This window comes from Mesorhizobium sp. M0701 (assembly GCF_040320365.1).
Classification (GTDB): domain Bacteria; phylum Pseudomonadota; class Alphaproteobacteria; order Rhizobiales; family Rhizobiaceae; genus Mesorhizobium.
In genome coordinates this window covers 63,267-79,305 of record NZ_JAMYPO010000012.1, presented here as the reverse complement: position 1 = coordinate 79,305, position 16,039 = coordinate 63,267, and the positions used below count along the sequence as shown (strand labels likewise).

The 16,039-nt window shown below is 61.2% G+C and carries 14 protein-coding genes and 1 pseudogene; 7 read left to right on the top strand and 8 right to left on the bottom strand.

Going from position 1 to position 16,039, the window contains the following annotated elements:
- Positions 1-63: 63 nt before the first annotated feature.
- Entirely contained in the window at positions 64-1,557 is a 1,494-nt protein-coding gene (locus tag NKI24_RS14515) for an aldehyde dehydrogenase family protein (RefSeq protein ID WP_352746145.1), read from the bottom strand.
- A gap of 177 nt (positions 1,558-1,734) precedes the next feature.
- Here NKI24_RS14515 and NKI24_RS14510 point away from each other — a divergent pair, with 177 nt between their 5' ends.
- Positions 1,735-2,106, top strand: a complete 372-nt coding sequence (locus NKI24_RS14510; RefSeq protein ID WP_352472295.1) for a DUF4258 domain-containing protein — start codon at positions 1,735-1,737, stop codon at positions 2,104-2,106.
- Positions 2,099-2,557 (top strand): helix-turn-helix domain-containing protein, encoded by a 459-nt coding sequence (locus tag NKI24_RS14505; protein ID WP_352455217.1) that lies wholly within the window; start codon positions 2,099-2,101, stop codon positions 2,555-2,557. The genes NKI24_RS14510 and NKI24_RS14505 overlap by 8 nt, the downstream gene beginning before the upstream one ends.
- 58 nt (positions 2,558-2,615) lie before the next feature.
- Here the strand turns inward: NKI24_RS14505 and NKI24_RS14500 are convergent, their stop codons facing one another.
- The 3 genes from NKI24_RS14500 to NKI24_RS14490 all read right to left on the bottom strand — a co-directional run bounded on the left by NKI24_RS14500 (position 2,616) and on the right by NKI24_RS14490 (position 7,778).
- Complete coding sequence (locus NKI24_RS14500) at positions 2,616-5,750, bottom strand: efflux RND transporter permease subunit (protein ID WP_352746140.1); 3,135 nt, start codon at positions 5,748-5,750, stop codon at positions 2,616-2,618.
- Positions 5,751-5,958: 208 nt separating this feature from the next.
- Positions 5,959-7,107: an efflux RND transporter periplasmic adaptor subunit gene (locus tag NKI24_RS14495; RefSeq protein ID WP_352542218.1), complete on the bottom strand. Its 1,149-nt coding sequence runs from the start codon at positions 7,105-7,107 to the stop codon at positions 5,959-5,961.
- A 62-nt stretch (positions 7,108-7,169) separates the two neighbouring features.
- Positions 7,170-7,778 carry a TetR/AcrR family transcriptional regulator gene (locus NKI24_RS14490; protein WP_352542219.1) on the bottom strand — a complete coding sequence of 203 codons (609 nt, stop codon included), beginning with the start codon at positions 7,776-7,778 and terminating at the stop codon, positions 7,170-7,172.
- A gap of 403 nt (positions 7,779-8,181) precedes the next feature.
- Between NKI24_RS14490 and NKI24_RS14485 the strand changes: the two genes are divergently transcribed.
- A complete protein-coding gene (locus tag NKI24_RS14485) occupies positions 8,182-8,643 on the top strand; it encodes a tetratricopeptide repeat protein (RefSeq protein WP_352746136.1) in 462 nt (153 codons plus the stop codon).
- A 284-nt stretch (positions 8,644-8,927) separates the two neighbouring features.
- On the opposite strand, the gene NKI24_RS14480 is transcribed toward NKI24_RS14485, so the two are convergent.
- The 3 genes from NKI24_RS14480 to NKI24_RS14470 form a co-directional block, all read right to left on the bottom strand.
- Positions 8,928-10,568 carry an acyl-CoA synthetase gene (locus NKI24_RS14480; RefSeq protein WP_352746133.1) on the bottom strand — a complete coding sequence of 547 codons (1,641 nt, stop codon included), beginning with the start codon at positions 10,566-10,568 and terminating at the stop codon, positions 8,928-8,930.
- An 89-nt stretch (positions 10,569-10,657) separates the two neighbouring features.
- The gene (locus tag NKI24_RS14475; protein ID WP_352453249.1) at positions 10,658-10,987 is read right to left on the bottom strand and encodes a type II toxin-antitoxin system RelE/ParE family toxin; all 330 of its coding nucleotides are present in this window, start codon (positions 10,985-10,987) and stop codon (positions 10,658-10,660) included.
- A gap of 2 nt (positions 10,988-10,989) precedes the next feature.
- Positions 10,990-11,235: a type II toxin-antitoxin system ParD family antitoxin gene (locus tag NKI24_RS14470; protein ID WP_352453248.1), complete on the bottom strand. Its 246-nt coding sequence runs from the start codon at positions 11,233-11,235 to the stop codon at positions 10,990-10,992.
- 146 nt (positions 11,236-11,381) lie between these two features.
- Between NKI24_RS14470 and NKI24_RS14465 the strand changes: the two genes are divergently transcribed.
- The 4 genes and pseudogenes from NKI24_RS14465 to NKI24_RS14450 all read left to right on the top strand — a co-directional run bounded on the left by NKI24_RS14465 (position 11,382) and on the right by NKI24_RS14450 (position 15,087).
- Positions 11,382-12,347 (top strand): sugar-binding transcriptional regulator, encoded by a 966-nt coding sequence (locus NKI24_RS14465; RefSeq protein ID WP_352746128.1) that lies wholly within the window; start codon positions 11,382-11,384, stop codon positions 12,345-12,347.
- An 81-nt stretch (positions 12,348-12,428) separates the two neighbouring features.
- Positions 12,429-14,483, top strand: a complete 2,055-nt coding sequence (locus NKI24_RS14460; protein ID WP_352746125.1) for a bifunctional aldolase/short-chain dehydrogenase — start codon at positions 12,429-12,431, stop codon at positions 14,481-14,483.
- Positions 14,484-14,555: 72 nt separating this feature from the next.
- Positions 14,556-14,813: a type II toxin-antitoxin system RelB/DinJ family antitoxin gene (locus NKI24_RS14455; RefSeq protein WP_352746122.1), complete on the top strand. Its 258-nt coding sequence runs from the start codon at positions 14,556-14,558 to the stop codon at positions 14,811-14,813.
- Positions 14,785-15,087: pseudogene (locus NKI24_RS14450) on the top strand (type II toxin-antitoxin system YafQ family toxin). Before NKI24_RS14455 ends, NKI24_RS14450 begins: the two are co-directional and overlap by 29 nt.
- 29 nt (positions 15,088-15,116) lie before the next feature.
- Here NKI24_RS14450 and NKI24_RS14445 read toward each other — a convergent pair.
- The gene (locus NKI24_RS14445; protein WP_352746119.1) at positions 15,117-15,959 is read right to left on the bottom strand and encodes an acyl-CoA thioester hydrolase/BAAT C-terminal domain-containing protein; all 843 of its coding nucleotides are present in this window, start codon (positions 15,957-15,959) and stop codon (positions 15,117-15,119) included.
- Positions 15,960-16,039: the final 80 nt, after the last annotated feature.

Genomic DNA, 16,039 nt, shown 5'->3' with positions numbered 1-16,039 from the left:
GGAAGGAATTCTGTTTTGCAAAACCGGTGTCGGGGAGCATTTTTTGTGCGGGCGGCGGACCGATCAATCGATCTTGATGAACACGCCCTTGGTGTTGAGATACTCGGCGAGGTGCTCGGCGCCGCCCTCGCGGCCGTAGCCGCTCATCTTGTAGCCGCCGAAGGGCACGGCCGGATCGATGGCGTGATAGGTATTGACCCAGACCGAGCCGGCGCGGATCTTGCGCGACAGCTGGTGGGCGGTGGCGAGATTTTGGGTGAAGACCCCTGCAGCCAGGCCGTAAGGCGTGTTGTTGGCCCGCTCGACCGCCTCGTCCAGCGTATCGAACGGCAAGGCTGAAATCACCGGCCCGAAGATCTCCTCACGGGCGATCTTCATGTCGTCCGAGACGCCGGCAAAGACAGTCGGCGCGACGAAATTGCCGGCGGCAAGCGCGCCTTCCACAAGCCGGGTGCCTCCGGTGACGAGTTTCGCCCCTTCCGCGGTGCCGGCCTCGAGGTAACCGGTGACCCGTTGCAGCTGCTTTTCGGAGACGAGCGGACCGATCTCGGTCGCCGGGTCGATGCCGTCGCCTACCCTGAGACCCTTGGCATATGCCGCGAGCCGCTCGACGAACTCGTCATGGACGGCACGTTCGACGAAAAGGCGCGAGCCGGCGATGCAGATCTGGCCGGAATTGGCGAACACCGACATCGCCGCCACCGGCACCGCCTTGTCGAGATCGGCATCGGCGCAGACGATGACCGGCGACTTGCCGCCGAGCTCCAGGGAGACGCGCTTGAGGTTGCCGGCCGAGGCCCGCACGATCGACTGGCCGGTCGCCGTCGAGCCGGTGAAGACGATCTTGTCGACGCCCATATGCTCGGCGAGTGCGGCACCTGCCTCGGTGCCGGTGCCGGTGACGATGTTGACGACGCCTTCCGGAACGCCGGCCTCGTTCATGATGTCGGCGATCAAAAGCGGCGTCAGCGGCGCCTCTTCCGATGGTTTCAGAACGATGGTGCAGCCGGTCGCCAGCGCCGGGCCGATCTTCCAGATCGACGCCGCCGTTGGCGCGTTCCAGGGAATGATGGCGCCGACGACGCCGACCGGCTCCTTGTGGGTGAAAGAGACGATTTCGCCGGGCAGCGAGTTGTCGATCGTCTCGCCGTGCAGCGCCGTCGCCATGCCGGCATAGTAGCGCAGCATGCCGATGACCCGGTTGCGATTGGCGCGGGTGCGTATGATCGGCATGCCCATGTCGGTGGTGTCGGAGCGGCTGATCTCTTCCCAGTGCTTTTCGAAGAGGTCGGCGATCCTCAGCAGCAGCACCTGCCGCTCGTAAGGCTTGAACCGGCTCCACGGGCCCTCGAACGCCTTGCGCGCAGCAGTCACCGCCAAGTCGATGTCCTGGCGGTCGGCGCGCGGCACCGTGGCGATGACCGCGCCGGTGGCGGGATTGCGGCTCTCCGTGGTCCGACCGGAGCGGGCATCGACCCAGCCGCCGCCGATGAACATCCGGCGATGGCGCCCGTCGATCGGCAGCCGCAGCGGTGCCTTTGTCTGAGCTATGGTCATGACTGTCCTCCAACCACGCGCTAGTCTTAATAGCGGTGTCGTCCTGTGTTCGGTAGCGAATTTGTCACCACCCAACGGGCGTCAATGGCATGCCGCTTGTTTATTGACGTTCAGCACTTATGTAGGTATCACCATGATAGATGAAGCACCGGAAGGAATGCCATAGAAGGGGGATTTGTGACGATCACGCAACCTTGGGATGCCGGCCGTGCGACGATTGAAATAAGATCTATCGCGAGAAATCTGAAACTAAACATCTCGTACAAGCTGCATGCGCAGGATCGGCTTTCCGAACGCGGCTTGATCATGTCTGATGTGCTGCATGCGCTCAAGTTTGGAAATGTGTACCAACCACCTGTGCCCGCAACCCGGCCGGGTCATTTCCGTTATCGCGTGGAGTGCAAGACACCGAACAGCGGGAGTCGATCCATCGGGGTCGTTATCATCCCTTCCAAGAACGGATGTCTCGTCAAAGTTATTTCGGTCATGTGGATCGATGAGTTCGAGCGAAAAGCGGGCTCGATAATTGGAGTTGAAGCTGATGAATAACGCACACCACTACACAGAAAGCGGTCTGCTCAACGTTTACATCGAAGGCATCGCCGTTGAGGTGGATGACGATGGCGACGACATCATCACGATTCCTGCTGTGAATGAACTGCATCAAGTAATCGCGCTTGGGATCGTAAGCCATGCCAAGGGCATGAGCGGGGACGAGCTTCGTTTCCTGCGCTCCGAAATGGGTCTGACCCAAGCTGAATTGGCCGCCATGGTCCACCGTGACAAGCAGTCGATTGGCCGATGGGAGCGCAACGAAATCGACATTGACAGCTCGGCTGAGGCCCTGGTGCGTCGTTTGGCAATCGAAAAGCTGGGGCTGCCTGTTGACGCGGGAATCGATGAGTTGTCGCGTCGGAGCGTTCCTACCGCGGACGAGCAACCGATCAAAATACAGAAAATGAATAACGATGCTCGGCCGTACGAACTGATTGCGGCCTGACCCGACCCTGATAACCCCGCCTCGGCGGGGTTATCTATGGAAGACGTTCGCTCGACCGCTATTCGGCCGCCAGGGCCAGTTGCGGCCTTTCGTTCTTTTCTTCCGTCTCGGCCGGCTGCTCCACCACCTTCTTGGGCTCCCTGCCGAAGAACAGCGCATAGGCTGCCGGCAGGACAAGGATGGTCAGCACCGTGGCGACGAGAATGCCGCCCATCATGGCGTAGGCGAGCGGCCCCCAGAAGACGCCACGCGAGATCGGGATCAGCGCCAGCACCGCCGTCAGCGCCGTCAGCACGATCGGCCGGAACCGGCGCACCGCCGAGCCGATGATGGCCTCGGAACGCTCCACGCCGGCGGCGATGTCCTGGTCGATCTGATCGACCAGGATGATCGAGTTGCGCATGATGATGCCGAGCAGGGCGATGACACCGAGGATGGCGACGAAGCCGAACGGCGCGCCGCTGATCAAAAGTGCCGCCGCCGCGCCGATGATGCCGAGCGGACCGGTCGCCAGCACCAGCATGGCCTTGCCGAAATGCTGCAGCTGGATCATCAGCAGCACGACGATGACGGCCAGCATGATCGGCGCTTTCGCCGCAATCGAGGCCTGGCTTTCGGCCGCATCCTCGGCGCCGCCCTGGATCTCGATCTTGTAGCCGGGTGCGAGGCTGGCGCGCAGGCCCTGCATGTCGCTGTACATCTTCATGGCGACATCGTTCGGCTGCACGCCGTCCGGAAGCGTGGCGCGTACGCTGATGGTCGGCAAGCGGTCGCGCCGCCATTCGACGCCTTGCTCCAGCACCGGGACCACCTTGGCGACCTGCGACAGCGGCACGGAGCCGCCGAAATCGGTCGGGATGTAGACGGAGTCGACCGCCGACAGCAGGTGACGGCTTGCCTCCGGCTCACGGGCGACGATCGAAACCGTCTCCTCGCCGTCGCGGAAGTCATCGAGCGGCGCTCCCGACATGGCCGCCTGCAGCGTCTGGCGGATGCGCTGCGAGGTGACGCCGAGCGCACGGGCGCGATCCTGGTCGATCACCAGCTTCATCGTCGGCACCGGCTCCAGCCAGTCGTCGTGGATGGCGCCGAGCAGCGGATTTGCCTGGAACTTCGCCTTCACCTCGTCGGCGATGCGGCGCACCTCCTGGCGATCCGGACCCATGACGCGCATCTGCACCGGCCAGCCGGTCGGCGGACCAAGGAACAGGCGGTCGACCTTGGCGCGGATCGATGGGAAATCATTGGCCAGGATGGTGCGCAGCTTGACAATCAGCCGCTCGCGGGCCGGTTCGTCATTGGCCATCACCAGAAGCTGGGCGAAATTCGGGTTGCGAAGCTGCTGGTCGAGCGGCAGGAAGAAGCGCGGCGCGCCTTCGCCGACATAGGTGGCGATGAAGCGCTTGTCCTTGTCGTCCATCATCCTGGCTTCGAGCGCCTTGGCCTGGGTCTCGACTTCCTTGATGCTGGTGCCTTCCGGCAGCCAGAGGTCGACAAGGATTTCCGGGCGCGACGATTGCGGGAAGAAATTCTGCGGGATGAACTGGAACGCCCACAGGCTGGTGGCAAACGTCATCAGCGTCATCACCAGGACGATGATGCGGTGGCGCACCGCCCATGCAACGGTCGAGCGAAGACGGCGGTAGAAGCGCGTGTCGAAGACATCGTGATGGTTGCCGGCGTGCTTGCGCTGCTTCAGGATCATGTGGCCGAGCCACGGCGTGAAATAGACCGCCGCGAACCAGGACACGACCAGCGCGATGCCGACGACGTAAAACAGGGTGCGCACATATTCGCCGGCCGTCGAGGCCGCGAAACCGACGGGGATGAAGCCGGCCGTGGTGATCAGCGTGCCGGTCAGCATCGGGAAGGCGGTCGAGGAATAGGCGAAGCTCGCCGCCTCGACCTTGACCAAGCCTTCCTCGAGCTTTCGCTCCATCATTTCGACGACGATCATCGCGTCGTCGACCAGGAGGCCAAGGGCGATGATCAGCGCGCCGAGCGAAATGCGCTGCAGGTCGATGCCGAGCTCGTACATGATGGCGAACGTGGCGGCCAGGACCAGCGGAATGACGATCGCGATCACCAGGCCCGAGCGCCACCCGATCGACAGGAACGATACGAAAAGCACGATCAGCAGCGCTTCGCCGAGCGCTTCCATGAACTCGCTCACAGCCTCCTTCACGACATGCGGCTGGTCGGAAATCTGATCGACCGAAACGCCATAGGGCAGCGCCTCTTCGAAGCGCTTATAGGTCGCTTCGACGTCCTTGCCGACGTCGGTGACGTTGAAGCCCTTGGCCATGACGACGCCGAGCTGGACGCTGTCGTGACCGTTGAAACGGTATTTGCGCTGGTACGGATCCTCGAGGCCGGAGGTCACGGTGGCGATGTCGCCGAGGCGCGTCACCTGGTTGCCGGCGCGCAGGCGAAGCTCGCGGATGTCGGCCGCCCTGGTGACATCGCCCTCGACCGAAATGCGCACCGAACGCTGGCCGGTGTCGACCGAACCTGCCGGGTCGACATTGTTCTGGCCTTGGATCGCATTCTGCAGGTCGGTCAACGTCAGGCCGCGTTCGGCAAGCACCTTGGATGAAACGTCGATGTAGAGCTTTTCCGGCTGGTCGCCGATGATCACGGCCTTCTCGACACCGGGCGTCGTCAGCAGCATGTCACGCGCCTGGATGGCGAATTTCTTCAGCTCGGGATAGCTGTAGCCGTCGCCGCTGATCGAATGCAGGGTGATGAACGTGTCGCCGAATTCGTCATTGAAGTAAGGCCCGAGCAGCCCCTGCGGCAGCTCATCGGCGATATCGCCGACCTTCTTGCGCACCTGATAGAAAGCATCGGCGACCTGCGCTGGATTGGTGTCGCCCTTGACCTGCAAGGTGATGATGGCGCTGCCGGCGCGGGTGTAGGAGCGGACGAAATCGAGGTGCGGCGTTTCCTGCAGCTTGCGCTCGATCTTGTTGACCACCTGGTCCTCCATCTCCTTGATCGAGGAGCCTGGCCAGATCGCCTGGACGACCATGACGCGGAAGGTGAAATCGGGGTCTTCCTTCTGGCCCATGCGCATCAGGCCGAGTGCACCGGCGACGATGATCAGCCCGAACAGGAAGCGGGCAATGCTCGGATGGCCGATTGCCCAGCGCGAAAGATTGAAAGACCGCTTTTCATTGGTGTCGATGGTCATCGGCGTCAGTCCGTTTCAATTTGATCAACAGAGCACGCGCTTTCGCATGCCCAAGGAACTTCCGATGTGGGCTTCCGGGCGGCGTGGCTTTCCGAGTTGAGAGATCTACATCGCGGTGGGACGCGAGGATCGACGTGGGGGTTACATCGACCTGAGATCTCGAAAATCGGGGGCGCCTGCCGCCCGGAAACCGTGAATTGCCTGGCCGTCAGCGCAAGCGCCTTGCAGCGTCATCGGCCGACGCCGACTGTTGCGCTGCATCACCGGTCAGCTTGACTTTCAGATTCTCGGTCATGAACTGCGTGCCGGCGGCGACGACGACGTCGCCCGGCTTCAGCCCATCGGCGACGCTGACGCCGTCGGGGGTGAAGGCGGCGACCTTGACCGGATGCGCATGGACGGTCCCGCCGTTGCGGTCGACTGTCCAGACGATCGATTGGCTGTCCTTCTGCGCCAACGCGGCCAGCGGGATCGACACCAGCTGCTGCCGGTTGTCCACCGCGGCTTCGATGGAGGCGGTCATGCCTAGCAGCACGCGAGGATCGTTGGGCAGGCTGACGCGAACGGCAAAGGTGCGCGACTGCGGATCGGCGCTGCCGGCGACTTCGCGGACCTTGCCGTCGAGCGTCAGCGCCTCATCGGACCAGAAGCCAGCCTTGACGGTCTTGCCCGGCTTGAATTCGGCAATATCGGTTTCCGGAACAGCGATCAGGACTTCCTTCTCGCCGTCGATGGCAACGGTCACCACCGGCGTGCCGGAGCCGACAACCTGGCCGACATCGGCGGCAACTGATGTGACGATGCCGTTCTTGTCCGCCTTGAGATCGGTATAGCGGACCTGGTTCTGTGCCTGGGCAAGCTGCGAGCGGGCGGAGTCTCGCGTGGCGACCGCCTGATTATAGGCGAGCGTCGCCTGCTCGAGCTGCGACTTCGGGGCGAAATTCTTGGCGTAGAGCTGTTCGGCCCGCTTGCGCGTAAGCTCGACTGTCTCGACCTGACGGTCGGCAGCATCGAGGCTGGCCTGAGAGCTTCTCACCGAGAGCTCGTAGTCGGTGGGATCGACGCGGGCGAGAACGTCACCCGGCTTGACGCGGTCACCGATGTCGACAAGGCGCTCGGTGATCTTGCCGTTGATGCGAAAGCCGAGATTCATCTCGGTGCGGGCACGCACCGATCCGGAATAGGAAAGCTGACGGGTATCGCTCGCCTTGGCGATCTCGACCACCTTGACCGGGCGGATGATCTCGGTGACCTCGGCTTTCTCCTGCGAGCAGCCGGCGAGGCCGAGAGCGGCAACGACAATCAGTGCCAGGCCGGCGGCCGGTCGCCTGTAGGTGATGGACTTGGACAAAGACACTTTTCGTACTCCCGAATTGTGGAGATGAATTGCCGACATCACCGCCCGACGGGCGGCAATGGTCATTTCTTCAAGGCTCTGATGGCAAACTCGGTAAGCTCGTCCGGCGTCGCCCGGTTCTTCTTGGCGAGGCACTGGGCCATCATCTGTGGATGAGAGAGGCTGATAATGGCAGCACCGAAACACCGGGAAGCGACTACCGGATCCTGATCGACGAACTCGCCGGTGGCGATGCCCTCGCGGATCACGTCAGCGACCAGGTCGTGGATGCGGTCGATGTGCTTTTCGATGACATGCCAGTCGCGCTCGATGGCGACGATGACCATCTCGTGCACCTTCTCCTGGTCGATCATGGTCTCGAGCGTCCACTGATAGTGCGTATGCACGTAGCGGCGGAGCTTCTCGCTGGCGGTGCCGGAACCATGGCAGGCCTCGTAGCTCAACCGGTAGCAGGTCTCGAGCATGCGGCCGCAAACCGCCTGGTGGATTTCCACCTTGGAGGCGAAGAAGCGGTAGATGTTGGCAGTCGACATGCCGAGTTCGCGCGCAATGTCGGCGACGTTGGTCTTGCCGTAGCCGTAGTGGCGAAACAATCGCTCCGCGCAATCCAGGATGCGCGTGACATTTTCCTGGCGGGCGGAATCGGCGGTGGTGTCTAGGGTTTCAAGCATCTCGTTGGCCAATTTATGACTGACGAATTTAGAATTTCGTCACTCGTAAATTGAAAACCATCATCTGTCAAGGCACGATTTCGGCTGCTGATGACAGATGGTGACATCGTCCGAGGTGAGTCCGCTTGTGAAGGCGTGGCCTGAGAGTGGTTCTCGAGCCATCTGCTAAGCCCCCCCGGAGCGCCTACAGCCTCGCATGTCTTTGGGCCCGCAAAGACGTTGTGGTACTTTGATTTGCGTATGGTGTTTTCCGAAATCGGTTCTGATTTCGACTTAATGGGCCGCATACTGAATTCAAGCGCAACGTCGGTTCAGAAGCCCCACTGGTAGATGTACCGGCCCAATTGATATTGATGAAGTCACGATACCCGGATCGCAGACGACCAAAGTGAGGGAGAACCGTATGTCTGACGAGGATATTCATTTGTTGCAGGCTAAGCAGGCACTCGGGAGAGGTGATATGGGGACAGCGATATCGATACTCTTAGATGCCATGAAGTATGATGCTAAGAAAGCAGCCGCCGCGTATTCACTGGGCATAGTTTATGATATGCGCGGCACCTGTCATAACATAGACTTAGCTATGAAGTATTATTCGATATCAGAATACCTTGGCAGCGATCTCGCGACATACAGAATTGGTGGCATCCAGCATAGAACCGGAAAAGCAGCTGAAGCATTGGAAACTTTTAAGAAAATTTCGGACAAGAGCCCGTCGGCGGCGTACTGGTGTTATAGACTGACAAAAGAGATGAACCCATCCAATCCGGAGGTGGAAGTATTTCTAGACAAAGCTGCGTCATTGGGGCATGTTCTTGCGAAAAGGGACATTTTATTGGATGGATTGAAGGGCAAAAATGGGTAAGACACATTTTTACGTCTGCCTTTAGCATGGTAGGATTGTTTCTTGAAGTTATATCTGCAGTCGCAAAGAAAGATGAGATGTTGTACCAATAAGCTTTAGACATTTCCTATCAGTTCTCGTTGCGAATAACTTCACTTCGAGCGGCTGTACGTCTCTGGAGCAAGTTTACCGATTAATATTTGAGCAGCCCTTACAACTCTCCAAAGAGTCTATCCGCGCTCAAGGCGGCACATGATCGCGCGAACCGAACGGCAGCAGGGTTCGCAGGCGATGGTCTGAACGACCTAAGCCTGTTTCGCCATTTCCCGCAGCCGGAACTTCTGGATCTTGCCCGTCGAAGTCTTCGGGATTTCCGCGAAGATCACCGCTTTCGGCACCTTGAAGCGGGCGAGCAGCGCGCGGCAGTGCTCGATTACCTCCGCCTCGGTCGCCGCCTTGCCCGGCTTCAGCTCGACATAGGCGACTGGCACCTCACCCCATTTGTCGTCGGATCTGGCGACAACGCCGCAGGAGCCGACTGCGGGATGCTTGTACAGCGCCTCCTCGACCTCGATCGAGGAGATGTTTTCGCCGCCGGAGATGATGATGTCCTTGGAACGGTCCTTGAGCTGGATGTAGCCGTCCGGATGCATGACGCCGAGGTCGCCCGAATGGAACCAGCCGCCGGCAAAGGCCTCATCGCTCGCCTTGCGGTTCCTGAGATAGCCCTTCATGACGATATTGCCGCGGAACATCACCTCGCCGATCGTCTCGCCGTCGGCCGGCGTCTCTTGCATCGTCTGCGGGTCCATCACCGTCAGGCCTTCGAGCGCGGCATAGCGTACGCCTTGCCTGGCCTTCTTCGCCGCCCTCGCCCCTTTCTCCAGCCGGTCCCACTCGCCGTGCCATTCGTTGACGACGGCCGGGCCATAGGTTTCGGTCAGGCCGTAGAGATGGGTGACGGCAAAGCCCGCATCGGCCATGCCCGACAGCACCGCCTCAGGCGGCGGCGCCGCGGCGGTGTTGAAGGTGACGGTCTGCGGGAATTGCCGCTTGTCCTCGTCCCTGGCGTTGATCAGCACCGACATGACGATGGGTGCACCGCACAGATGGGTGACGCCGTGATCGGCGATGGCGTCGTAGATCGGCTTCGGCCGCACCCAGCGCAGGCAGACATGCGTGCCGCCCTGCACGGCAAGCGTCCAGGGAAAACACCAGCCGTTGCAGTGGAACATCGGCAGCGTCCACAGATAGACCGGGTGCTTGCCCATCCCGGCATGGATGGTATTGGCATAGGCCATCAGTGCCGCGCCGCGATGGTGACAGACGACGCCCTTCGGATTGCCTGTGGTGCCGGAGGTGTAGTTGAGCGATATGGCGTCCCATTCATCGTCCGGCATCGACCAGGCGAAATCCTCGTCGCCGTCGGCGACAAACGCCTCGTAGTCGAGCGTGCCGATCCGCTCGCCCTTGGCATAGGGCGCATCGGCGGCGTAGTCGGGATCGTCGTAATCGATCAGCAGCGGCTTGACCTCGGCGAGCGCCAGCGCTTGCCGGACCACGCCGGCGAATTCGCGGTCAACGATCAGCACCTTGGTTTCGGCATGGTCGAGCTGGAAGGCAATGACCGCGGCGTCGAGGCGGGTGTTGAGCGAATGCAGCACCGCCTTGGTCATCGGCACGCCGAAATGCGCTTCCAGCATCGGCGGTGTGTTGGACAGCATGACGGTGACGGTGTCGCCCTTGCCGATACCGCGCTTCGCCAGCGCCGAGGCAAGCCTCAGCGAGCGCTTCCAGAAATCGCGATAGGTCGTGCGCTGGCGGCCATGGATGATGGCGGTCTGGTCGGGAAAGGTTTTTGCCGCCCGCTCAAAATAGATCAGCGGCGTCAGCGGCTGGTGGTTGGCCGGATTCCTGTCGAGATCCTGTTCGTAGGGATTGCCCATCCCGTCCTCCGAATGTCTGGTCGAGCCTTCTTACCACCAGATCCTGAGCGCGTACTGGATTCGTGCACCGCCATCAGACACTTCGCCCATTACTTGGGACGCCCCTCCCCGCCCTCACCCTCCGGCCACAAAACGTCGATGTCCCGATGCCCTTCCACGATATTCGCCACTTCGAAAAAGTCGCCATTATAGCGGAAGAAAATCACGTATCCCCTGAAAGCGAAACTTCGGACGTCCGGCCGGAGTTCGGGACGAGCACGACCAATCGTCGCCGGCAAGCTCGCCAGATCACGGCATTTCTGGCGCAGAGCATCCACAAAACGCCCGCCAATCAACAGGCTGCCGCTTTCACGAGTGATGTATTCAAGGATATTGACCAAATCTGCTTGTACCGACGGCAACATGCGCAGCCGTGGCACTCCTAAAAGCCTTCCCTTGCGAGCTGCTTGGCCTTGGCTTCCAAGGCGGCGTCAATATCCTGCTCGGTGGCTTCGCCGCCTTCAGCAAACGACTTGTCCACCATGGCACGGAGCGCCTTCAGCTTTTCCTCGCGCTCTTCGACAAGGCGCAGGCCCTCGCGCACGACTTCGCTGGCAGAACCGTAGCGGCCGCGCTTGACGATGTTGGAAACAAACGTTTCCCAACGCTCTCCCAATGACACGTTCATTGTCGGACCTCCTGATTGGTTTATTGTACCGAGATAACAATAAATGCGCAATTACTGACATCCAGAATGCTAGGTTTCGGATTAGGTGCGCAGCCTAAGGTTTGACTTTTGTCGAGAGCCGTGAATAATGTCAGCAAGGAGATGGCATGGCGATCCGACCGGCAGAACAGCTTATCCACAAGGCCGCCTGGCTTTACTATGCACACGGCCTGCGCCAGGACCAGGTGGCCAGCCAGCTCAAGATTTCCCGTGCCTCGGTGGCGATGTATCTGCGCAAGGCGCGCGAGACTGGCATCGTCAACATCTCGACCTCGACTCAGCTTTTCACCGACGACGTGCTGGCGCGCAAGCTGGAAGACGCGCTGAAGCTCGACGCCGTCTGGATCGCGCCGGAAAACGGCTATGTCGCCGACCCCTCGACCGACATCGCGGTGCTGGCGGCAAGCGTCTTTCTCGAGCTGGTCAGGAAGGGCGACCGTATCGGCGTCGCCTGGGGGCAGACCATCTACACGATCGCCGACATCATGTCCTATGCCGATCTGCAGGACGTCACGGTGGTGCAGCTCTGCGGCAATCTGGGAGCCCCCTATTCGTACCGGCCGGACCAATGCACCATGGAAATCGCGCGCCGGCTCAATGCCAAGGGGCTGAATTTCTACGCGCCGCTGGTGCTGACGACGGAAGAACTGGCACGCGGCCTGCGCGCCGAGCCGGTGATCCGCGAGCAATTGTCGGGCATCGGCGAATGCGACCTGGCGCTGTATTCGGTAGGCTCGGTGGACACCGACAGCCACCTGGTCAAATGTGGCGCGCTGACCGAGAGCGAAATGGCTGCACTGCGCAAGGCGGGTGCGGCCGGCGTCATTGCCGGGCAGATCATCGACGCCGAAGGCCAGGCGCTCGACTGCAGCTACAACCGCCGGCTGATTTCGGCGGAGCTGTCATCGCTGCGCAGGATCGAAAAGCGCCTTGTGGTGGTGCAGGAGGACAGCAAGTTCGAACCGCTCGTCGCGGCTATCGCCGGCGGGCTCTGCACCCATCTGGTCGTAGGCGCGCGCATGGCGCGACGGCTGCTCGACCATGCCGGAGCAGCAGCAAAAGAGGTCGCCTGATACCTAGAGCCGCCGATGCATTGTCATCAAGGCGTCGCGGTATTCCTGTTCACAACAAAAGAGAAATCGGACGAAGCTGACATGAAGAACCTGTGGAATGACGGCGAGGCGGAGAAGCTGGTCGCCGACAATGCAAAGAAGGGTGTGGCCCGCGACCTGGCGCTGCGCGTCTATACGACCAGGCTGCTGGGCGGCGAGCCGCGGCTCGTCCTGCATGGCGGCGGCAACACCTCGTGCAAGACCAAGGCCACCGACCTTGTCGGCGACGAATGGGACGTGCTCTGCGTCAAGGGCAGCGGCTGGGACATGGGCGTCATCGAGCCGCAGGGCCTGCCGGCGGTCAAGCTCGGCGCGCTGTTGAAGGCGCGGTCGCTCAAGAAGCTCTCCGACGAGGACATGGTCGCGCTGCAGCGGGCGAACCTCATCGATCCGTCCTCGCCCAACCCTTCGGTCGAGACGCTGCTGCACGTCTTCCTGCCGCACAAATTCGTCGACCACACGCATTCGACAGCAATCCTGGCCATCGTCGACCAGGAGGATAGCGAGGCGCTGAGCCGGAAGGTGTTCGGCGAGAAAATGGGCTTCGTGCCTTACATCATGCCGGGCTTCGATCTGGCCAAGGCGGCCGCCGATGTATTCGACGCCGATCCGACGGTCGAAGGCCTGATCCTCGACAAGCACGGCATCTTCACCTTCGGCGACAATGCCAGGCAGGCCTATGACCGGATGATCCATTATGTGAACGTCGCCGAGGATTTCATCGCCGGGAACGGCAAGCCGCGCACCGAAAAAGTGGCACTGCCGGCCAGGCTGGCGAAGCCTGCGGAGATTGCGCCGATGCTGCGCGGCGCAGTGGCGGTGGCACGCGGCGAAGGCCGCTTCGATCGGATGATCAGCGATTTCCGCACCTCGGATGCGATCGTCGATTTCATCAATTCGGCAAAAATTGCCGACTATGCCGGGCGCGGCGTGTCGACACCCGACCTGTCGATCCGCATCAAGACCGGACCGATGGCACTGCCGGCGCCCGACGCGGACAAGGTCGGCGACTACAAATCCGTCATCCGCCAGCATGTCGAGAAATTCGCCAAGGACTATCGCGCCTATTTCGAAACCAATGATGCGCTCGACGACGTGAAGCGCACCATGCTCGACCCGATGCCGCGGCTGACGCTGGTGCCCGGCCTCGGCATGTTCGGCCACGGCCGCACGCTGAAGGATGCGAAGATTGCCTCGGACGTCGGCGAAATGTGGATCGAGGCGGTACGCGGCGCCGAAGCCGTCGGTGACTTCCGCCCGCTCTCCAAAAGCGATCTGTTCCCGCTCGAATACTGGTCGCTGGAACAGGCCAAGCTCGCCTCCAACAAGCCGAAGCCGCTGACCGGCCAGGTGGTGCTGGTCACCGGCGGCGCCGGCGCGATCGGTGCTGCCACGGCAAAGCTGTTCGCCGACAACGGTGCCCATGCCGTCGTCGTCGATCTCGATGCGGCAAGGGCTGCCGAGGCGGCAAAAAAGGCCGGTAACAATTCGATCGGCATTGGCGCCGACATCACCGATCCGGTGCAGATGCGCGTCGCCTTCGACAAAGCGGTCGCCGTCTTCGGCGGCCTCGACATTCTCGTGTCAAATGCCGGCGCTGCCTGGGAGGGCCGGATCGGCGAGCTCGACGACGCCACCTTGCGCAAAAGCTTCGAACTCAATTTCTTCGCCCACCAGTCAGCGGCGCAGAATGCCGTGCGCATCATGCTGGAACAGGGCACCGGCGGCGTGCTGTTGTTCAACACCTCCAAGCAGGCGATCAATCCGGGACCGAAGTTCGGCGCTTACGGCATCCCGAAGGCGGCAACGCTGTTTTTGTCCAGGCAATATGCGCTCGACTACGGCGCCCATGGCATCCGCTCCAATGCCGTCAACGCCGACCGCATCCGTTCGGGGCTGTTGACCGACGCCATGATCGCCAGCCGCTCGGGCGCGCGCGGCGTGTCTGAAAAGGAGTACATGTCCGGCAACCTGCTCGGACAGGAAGTGACGGCCGAAGACGTCGCCCAGGCCTTTCTGCATCAGGCGCTGGCCGAGCGGACCACCGCCGATGTGACGACGGTCGATGGCGGCAACATCGCGGCGGCGTTGAGGTAGGCGCGATCGGGGATCACACTTGCGTAATTGGTATTTTGTAGCTACATTGTGGCTCTCTTAAGGAGTCACAACATGGCAACGGATACCGTGGTCCGCGCTCGGATCGATACGGCGACAAAGGATCAGGCAACGGAGGCCTTGGCGGCAATGGGATTGTCCGTTTCCGACGCCATCCGCCTGCTGCTGGTCCGCGTCGCCGCCGACAAGGAATTTCCTTTCCCGGTGAAAGTGCCGAACGCAACGACTCGACAGGCCATGACCGAATTGGAACGTGGCAAGGGCAAGCCTTTCGCCTCGGCCGATGAGTTGTTCAAGGATTTGGGAATGTGACGTGCTGACGCCCGTTCGCTCTGGGCAATTCCGTCGCGACGTGAAACGTGCGGAGAAGCGGGGCAAAGATCTTGGCAAGTTGCGCGAACTGCTAGGCCTCCTGCTCGCCGGAGATGAGCTACCGGCGAGCTATAAGGACCACTAGCTGAAAGGCGATTGGAAAGGCTTTCGTGACGCTCACATAGAACCGGACTGGCTCTTGATCTACCGAGTTGCCGGCGATGAACTCCAGTTAGCTCGCACCGGCTCCCATTCCGATCTGTTCAACGAGTAGCCGAGACAGGTGCGCATTTGAGAATTTTGCTAAAGCAGTTCTCGGATGCCTTCCCAAGCCTTTGTGCCCAGCTTTGAATCGGCCTCGTCATTGCCTCCGTGTGCATGCAAAGTCGAGTGTGGTGTGTTCTCGCCTGGTAAGAGAATGCGGTGACCGGCATCCCGCGACGAAATGAGATGCGTGACCTTGCCTGCTTCGCCGCGCCGCCTAACAATATCTCGGGCGAACGATAGGGAAGGCCACAGTGCATCGCCGCCACCGGCGACGAGCAGAAGCTCGGCCGATATGGTCTCAACGAGGATGGTCGCCGCATTCGCTTCCCGCTTGAACGTTTTCAAACAACTTTCGAAAAGCCCCCTGTAGGACACCTGGCCATCGACGTACTCTGGTGTCCAATCTGGATCTGTCGGCACAAACGGCAGCGCGATGCCGTCGAGCGACCATGAGGATCGTTCAGGCCAGCTGACACCATCGCGGCCCGCACCGATATTGCCCCAAACTACGGATGACGGGCTAATCGCGACCACTGCATCAATTCGCTGGTCATGGACCGCGGCAAGCAATGACGCCTCGGCACCCTTGGACGTGCCCACATAGACGATACGACGGCACCCTGTTTCAATGAGATAATCGATTGCCGCAAAGAACGTTTCCAGGGGAATCTCACATATTCCGGGAACCTGGCCTTCACCGCCAAACCACTGCAGAGCCAAGGCCGATGCACCCGCATTTGCAAAGAGCCGCGCGCGACCGACGTCAACACGGCCGCTCGATCCACCCAACACCACAACGCCCGTGGTGGCCTTCAAGCATCGAAAAAATGTTCCGGCGACGGTGCCGGTAAGACTTTCCTCTACCGCCCGCACCTCCATGTACCCGTCAATCCTGGGTTTCGATTGTCCAATCGGCCCGCAAAACCGGTGGCTGCGACAATTGCAATTCGGCGGTCCGG